The 5,949-nt window shown below is 69.5% G+C and carries 5 protein-coding genes; all 5 read left to right on the plus strand.

The window, feature by feature from the left end; all coding sequences use genetic code 11:
* Positions 1 to 301: 301 nt before the first annotated feature.
* Entirely contained in the window at positions 302 to 490 is a 189-nt protein-coding gene (locus tag ACFOX0_RS33695; protein ID WP_377553670.1) for a hypothetical protein, read from the plus strand.
* Between the two features lie 178 nt (positions 491 to 668).
* A complete protein-coding gene (locus ACFOX0_RS33700; RefSeq protein ID WP_377553672.1) occupies positions 669 to 983 on the plus strand; it encodes a hypothetical protein in 315 nt (104 codons plus the stop codon).
* 147 nt (positions 984 to 1,130) lie between these two features.
* A complete protein-coding gene (locus ACFOX0_RS33705; RefSeq protein ID WP_377553673.1) occupies positions 1,131 to 3,734 on the plus strand; it encodes a zinc dependent phospholipase C family protein in 2,604 nt (867 codons plus the stop codon).
* Positions 3,731 to 5,161, plus strand: coding sequence for a hypothetical protein (locus ACFOX0_RS33710; RefSeq protein WP_377553674.1), 1,431 nt, complete (start codon positions 3,731 to 3,733; stop codon positions 5,159 to 5,161). The genes ACFOX0_RS33705 and ACFOX0_RS33710 overlap by 4 nt, the downstream gene beginning before the upstream one ends.
* 67 nt (positions 5,162 to 5,228) lie before the next feature.
* Positions 5,229 to 5,949 (plus strand): SUKH-4 family immunity protein (locus ACFOX0_RS33715; RefSeq protein ID WP_377553675.1); only part of this gene is annotated, 721 nt, incomplete at its 3' end.

Below are 5,949 nucleotides of genomic sequence, written 5' to 3' on the forward strand. Positions count from 1 at the left end.
GTCAGGCTGCTCGTGGTGATCGGATGCCAGGTCGGTGACGGCGGGCGAGGCGCCGGGTCATGATGATGATCATTGCCCACTCGACCATCGCGGCGTGGTGGTCGCGGCGGCACTCGTAGTCGCGGAGCACTGGCCCGCATTCCGGTAGCATCGTGTCCACCATCCTCGCCGGGAGTCGCGTGCTTTGGACCAACTCGAGAAGCGTTCCCCTTGGGCTCCACTAATGACAGGCGCCGCCGTGAGCGTCGGACTACACGCGACATTCATCGCGGGAATAGGGCTGTCTCCGCGGCGCGCTGACGTGTTCTTCTACTGGTTCTCCTGGTTTATTTGGGCCAGCACCGTGCCTGTCTTCGTGCTCGTTGTCGTCGGCGCCGTCCTGGCGCCACTCAGATCGCGTCTCGGTCCGTTGGGCATCGGCCTGGTGGTCGGTGCGGTTGCGTCACCGCTGCTGTGGACGGTCGGTGCGTCTATCCACCGGAATATTTGAATGTGATGTTCCCCGGGTTCGATGGAGTGTCAACGGCCAATCAGATTTCGCCGTAGGCGGCCAGTAGATCTCCCCGCTGGCTGCCACGGTTTCTCTCCAGTGGCGGCCAGATAGTTCCCCGCCGTGGGCTGTTGCTGGGGTCAGTGCAAGGCTTTGACGCCTTGTCCGGCGGTGGCTCATGTACCTGCTGTCCGGTGCGGACCCGCGCCGGCCGGCCCGGGAGTTCTTCGCGCTGCAACCCCTCGTCGTCGACGCGGCCTGGCGCCTGTCCACCTCGGCGGACCTGGCCCGGTCCTCGGTCACCGGCCCCTACCCCCGCGGCTACCGGTTGTCCCGGTGGGTGGGTGACCAGATCGTCGAGGCCTCGGTCACCGACCGGACAATCGCCCGCCGGTTCGACGACGTCGTGCAGATGCGCCGACACCCGAGCATCCTGGCCACCCCCGGCACCGTGCTGCGGGCCCTGCGAGTCAACCGGGCGACCGCCAGGTAACAGAGCCGGGGCGTGGGCGGGAAGTCCTCGCCCCGGCGCCGGCTCAGTCCTCGATCTGACCAGGGCGAACTCTTGTCCGACGGGACCGCCCGGGACGACGCTGCGAGATGACGCCCGACCATCGGGCGCCGCTTGGGGGTCAGCGCCATGCCTGGTCACTTTACCCACATCTACACGGCGCGGCGGGTCGCCGACCTGCTCGCCGGCGGCACGTTCACCGATTGGCCGGACCTGGGCGACGGCGGCGACGCGGTCGCCGGCCTCGACCCGGTCACCTGCGGCGACCTGATGAAAAAGTGGGAGAAGTTCACCGCCATCGGCGCGATCGGCCCGGACCTGTTCTTCTTCTCCCAGGACTGGAGCAACGACATCCTGGGCCCGCGCTCGGACGACATCATGCTCGCCCTGTCCATCTTCTACTTCCTGGACGCGGCGAAGGAGAAGGACTTCGAGCCGCTGCTGGTGATCCTGAACGACGTCGACACCACGCTGACCGCGATCATCCGGCTCCTGATCAAGCTGCAGAAGATGTGGAACGACTTCCTGGACGTCTGGAACGCGACCATCGGCCCGCTGGTCGACGCGACGTCGGAACTCCTCGACGACCTGACCGGTGGCGTCCTCAACGAGTTCAAGAACGGCCTGCAGGAGCTGCTGAACGCCATCGAGACGATCGGCGTGCAGGAGCTGTCGACCTTCGCCGACCTGTGGGGCGCGATGAACACCGTCGTCGCGAAGGGCTTCCCCGAGGAGTCGTTCCTGTGGAGCGACATGACCCACTACCGGCGTACGTCGGCCCTGTGCCAGGCGCTGGTCCACCGGGCCGAGCTGCTGCGCGACGACAGCCCCGGCGGCGGCGACCGGTACGAGCAGTTCCTGGCCTTCGCGCTGGGCTGGATCACTCACGTCGGCACCGACACGATCGCGCACTCGTTCGTCAACGAACAGTGCGGCGGCCCGTACCGGGACCACCCGACCCGGCACCACCTGATCGAGAACCACATCGACGCGTGGAACTACGCGCAGAGCGGCGCGGGCGGCACCATCCCCACCGACCCGTGGGGCCGGACCGAGGACTATCCCGAGGTGTCGTCATCGGCGCTGTGGTTCGCGGTGCAGCTCACCCCGGACGACCCGCACGGCGTTCAGCGCCCGTCGCCGCTGTCGGACGACCCGGCCAAGCGCAAGAAGCAGCTCGACGTCGACGGCGACATGCCACTGTGGATGGCCGAGGGGATCGTGGCCGCGCTGCTGGAAACGTTCGCCGACCACCCGCACCCGAGGATCTATCAGGGTGACGCCTACCAGCAGCAGATCGACGAGGGCAAGCTGACCGCGGCGGTCAAGTCGGTGACCGGGCACGGCTTGGACCGACCATTCCAGGAACTGCTCGACGCGATCGCTCCCCCACCGCCGTTCCCGGTGCCGAAGGGGTTCCCACTGCCCTGGGAGGTGGCCACCGCCTACCGACTGATGATCACGCTGTACAAGCTGAACTTCAACGGCGGGTGGGAGCTGCCCAAGCCGCGGGTGCCGGACTTCGTGATCGTCCCCCCACAGTCGGACTTCGCCAACCTGTTCCAGCCACCGGACTTCTCCGGGGTGAACGCGGACAACCCGGTCGAGGATGTCTGCGACGTGTTCGTGGCGCTGGTCCAGTGGCTGGTCAAGGAGATCGCGGCGGTCATCAAGCTGATCGGTGACCTGATCAAGGCCGGGCTCAGCCCGATCACCTTCCCGGCCCGGTTGGGGCTGCACGAACTGGCGATGAAGGTGTGGGACGTCGCGACCAGGACCCATGACGTGATGGCGCACACCGGCCTGCTGATGCCGCACGGCGAGCAGCGATATCCGGACAACGGCGAGCTGAAGTGGCCCAACGAGATCGACCTGCCGCTGATCACGCTCGGCGGGACGATCGACGGCGCGTTCCGGCAGGCCCTCGCCGACGCGATCGACCCGTTCGGCAACCTGGACACCGACCAGGGCGTGGTGATCAGCCACTCCGTCCGGGACCCGAACTATCCGTTCTATCCGGTGCTTCAGTTCCACGCCGACGGGAGCCAGCCGGACGACTGGGAGTTCCACCGCCCGTGGGCGTACCCGATGTTCAGCGAGTTCGAGGACGGCGGGCAGAACACCCTCATCCAGACCCCCACCGAGACGTACGACCCGAGCAAGGGCTCGGCGGAGCCGAAGGGACCGGCCGGCCCGGTCAAACCGACCCGCCCAGGCCCGTACCCGGAAGGAACCACCCCGGACCAGGTCTTCTTCCGTACGGACGCGGGCTTCGACGCGCAGGCTCGGCAGAACTACGAGAAGTCGCAGACGCCCTGGCAGACCGACCTGTACAACGAGGAGCTAATCGGCAAGGCGAGGCGGCGGCTCAGCCCTCTCGGCGACCCGGTGCCGTTCTCGGCCTACCTGGTCGGCCGGTTGGTCAACCCGACCGACTACGACACCCAGTTCAACCTGGACGCCGACCGCGGCTTCGCCTATCTGACCTGGGACTGGATCCGGGGTGACCAGACCGGCAAGACCGATCTGGGCCAGGTCTACCCGCTTCCGGTGGCCGCCCCCTGGCTGGACCGGGCACGGTGGAAGCGCGGTGCCGAACCCATGCAGCTGCAGTACGTCGACCCACCGGCCGTGGTGATCATCGGACTCGGCCCGGACGGCCAGTCCGACAGCGACCCGGCCGACCGGCCGGGAGCGAACGCCGAGGCGGAGAACCGGGGACGGGCATCATGACCGACATGTGGAGCGCCGCGGCGGCGCGATGGGAAACCCGGTCAACCGTTCAGGCCGCCGGCGCCGCTCAGGACTGCCCCGACCCAACCGGCGGCGGGGGTGGCCAGGGTGACGGCGGCCAAGGTGGCGGTCCGCACGGTGGCGGTCACGGCGGCTGCGGGTGCCGCTGTCACGGACCGGGCTGTCCGGGCCAGGTCTCGCCGGGCCGCCACGGCCACGACCCGGACGGGTGCGGCTGCCACGGCCACCAGGGCCACGGCGGCCACCAGCACGGCGGCCGGGACTGCGGGTGCGCCCGCGACTGTGGTCGGGGCGATCCCGACTGCGGGTGCGGAGGCACGCCGGGCGGGCCCGGGGGGACCGCCGGCAGCACCACCACGATCGGGTGGAAGAACCCCAACCGGCCGGGCCGGGTCTGTGGCGTCTCCACCGGCCGGCTGCCCGGCGGCCAACTCGACCCGTGCGACTTCACCACCCCGCCCTGGAACCAGTGGCCGGGCCAGCGCGGCGACCTCTATCTGCCGTTCCTGTTCCTGCGCGCCAACGCCGGTGACCTCGGCGCCCGGCCGGTGGTCGGACCGTTCTGGGAAAGCCCAGACGTCCTGCTGCTGGCGGGCACCGACCCGGCGGTCGCGCCGCCGGTCCCGCCGGAGCTGGGTCAGACCGCGCTCGCCGGGCAACCGAACACCCTGTACGCGCACGTGTGGAATTTCGGTCTCGCCCAGGCGCCGAACGTGGTCGTGGAGTTCTACTGGTGCGACCCGTCCCTCGGGATCGGACCGGCCGGCGCGCACCTGATCGGCCACACCGTGGTCGCGTTGGGCGCCCGGGGCAGCGCCCGCTCGCACGCGGTGGTGAAGTGCCCGACAGCCTGGGTGCCGACCTTCGTCAACGGCGGCCACGAATGCCTGCTGGTGCGGGCCTGGGACGAGACCAGCGACGGGCTCGGCACGCCGCCCTGGGACGCGGCGTTGAACCGGCACATCGGCCAGCGCAACATCCACGTCGTCGCGGCCGGTGCCGGGGTGGCCCGATCGGCGGCCGGCGGTCTGCTGCTGCCCGCGCCGGTGCTGCCGGTGACGTTGAAGGTCGGCCCGCTCTACGGCGAGGCCGCCCAGGTCCGGGTGGCCCGGGCGGCACCGCACGAAATGCCGTGGCTGCAGCTGCGCACCGGCACCCGCGGCCGGTTCCCCGCCCAGGCGGCGACCACCGGTGACGTGCTGCTGTCGCCGCCGACGCCGATCGGCGGCGGCCCGTCGACCGGCGGTGGCGACGCCGTCGAGCACCAGGTCGTCGGCGACGACCAGCAGATCGCCTTCACCACCGGCGACACCACACCGGCGCCCGGCGAGGCGCACGTCTATCGGGTCACGGCGAGCCAACAGGGGCAGGTCTTCGGCGGCTACACGGTCGTCCTGCTCGGCTGACCTCGGCCGTGGCCGTCGTCGGGCGGACCGCCGCAGCGGGGTTCAGCCGTGTTCGATCGTGGGGCAGGTGGCCGGGGCGTGGCTGTCGGAGAAGATCGATGCCCGGAACCCTGGTTCACCGAATCGTCAACGGCTGCGCCTGCCGACCCGGACGTGGCAGCGGATCTCCGCCGGCCAAGGGGCGAAGGGGCACCGCTACGACGACTGGGCGTTCGTCACCCTGCCCCTGGCCGCCGACGAACACCAGGGTCACCACTGGCTGCTGGACCACCCTCGTCATCGCCGCACACGCCTTCCTCGCCGCCCTCACCGAACCCTGAAACAGATCCCCTGCTGGAGTATTAGTACTGCGATGGCGGCACTAGAAGCGGTGAGGCTTCAGCACTATCGTCTGGGCGTGGTCCCTGGTGAGCCTCTGCCACCGCCAACGGCGGAGCAACTCGAGTCATGGGCCGGCCGCGGGCGTGTCCTGCGCGCGACCGAGACGGACGTGGCAGCGTGGCGGCTTCCGCAGTCAGCGAAAACGGCGCTGACAATCAGCGGGGTGCCGTTGTTCGACGGCCTCGTGCGGGAGGTCTCATTCCGCGCCGCGCCGACGATGTACCGATTGGCTGTCGACTACGACGACGGGCCGGTACAGATGGTCTGGGAGTACGGTGCCGTACCGGAAACGGGCGAGGTCCGCCTGTGGCTGGCTGGCGAGCATGGGGATGGTTCCTTCGTGAACTCCTCGATCAGCCAATGGTTGTGTTCACTGCACTTGGTCGGCTGTTGGTTCACCGAGTCGG

Origin of the sequence: Micromonospora zhanjiangensis (assembly GCF_042650605.1) — a bacterium.
GTDB lineage: Bacteria > Actinomycetota > Actinomycetes > Mycobacteriales > Micromonosporaceae > Micromonospora_J > Micromonospora_J zhanjiangensis.

Excerpts from the sequence above, each read along its gene's own strand:
- ACFOX0_RS33700 (WP_377553672.1), top strand. The coding sequence starts at position 669 with ATGTACCTGCTGTCCGGTGCGGACCCGCGCCGGCCGGCCCGGGAGTTC.
- ACFOX0_RS33705 (WP_377553673.1), top strand. The coding sequence starts at position 1,131 with ATGCCTGGTCACTTTACCCACATCTACACGGCGCGGCGGGTCGCCGAC.
- ACFOX0_RS33710 (WP_377553674.1), top strand. The coding sequence starts at position 3,731 with ATGACCGACATGTGGAGCGCCGCGGCGGCGCGATGGGAAACCCGGTCA.